General features: G+C 43.0%; 1 pseudogene. It reads left to right on the top strand.

Features of this window, described 5'->3' with window-relative positions:
* A pseudogene (locus tag JUI58_RS19640) lies at window positions 1–344 on the top strand (Uma2 family endonuclease); the annotation flags it as partial.
* Between the last annotated feature and the right edge of the window lie 158 nt (window positions 345–502).

Here is a 502-nt window from a genome sequence, read left to right as displayed (position 1 = left end):
AATTAGAAGTTATTTCGCAAATGGAGGGCTGGGAAAGTCCGCGTTTAGGAATAAAGTTTAGTAGGATAGAGGGAGAATTAGCATTATTTTATCCCAACGGGGAAAGATTTGTTGATTATGTTGAGATAGTCGAACAGCGCGATCGCGAAAGAGAGGAGAAGGAGTTGCAAAAACAAAGAGCCGATCGCGAAAGAGAGGAGAAGGAGTTGCAAAAACAAAGAGCCGATCGCGAAAGAGAGGAGAAGGAGTTGCAAAAACAAAGAGCCGATCGCGCTGAGTCTGATTTACAAAAACTACGCGATCGCCTTCAACAACTCAACATCGATCTTGATACTCTTGAATAGAGTAGAGAAAAGCGATCGCAGTGATGATAGCGCAATTGATAGTATAATAAAGCAACGTATCGACCTTTTTCTCTTTTGAGGCAATGGTACAACAACTTTCTCCCCCATCGATTGACGACGACCTTCTCTATCCTGACAGTGACGGTAAACCTTTGGCT

Origin of the sequence: Spirulina sp. CCY15215 (genome assembly GCF_016888125.1) — a bacterium.
GTDB lineage: Bacteria > Cyanobacteriota > Cyanobacteriia > Cyanobacteriales > Spirulinaceae > CCY15215.
The sequence above is the reverse complement of the archived record's forward strand: the minus strand, read 5'-3'. Positions and strand labels throughout refer to the sequence as shown.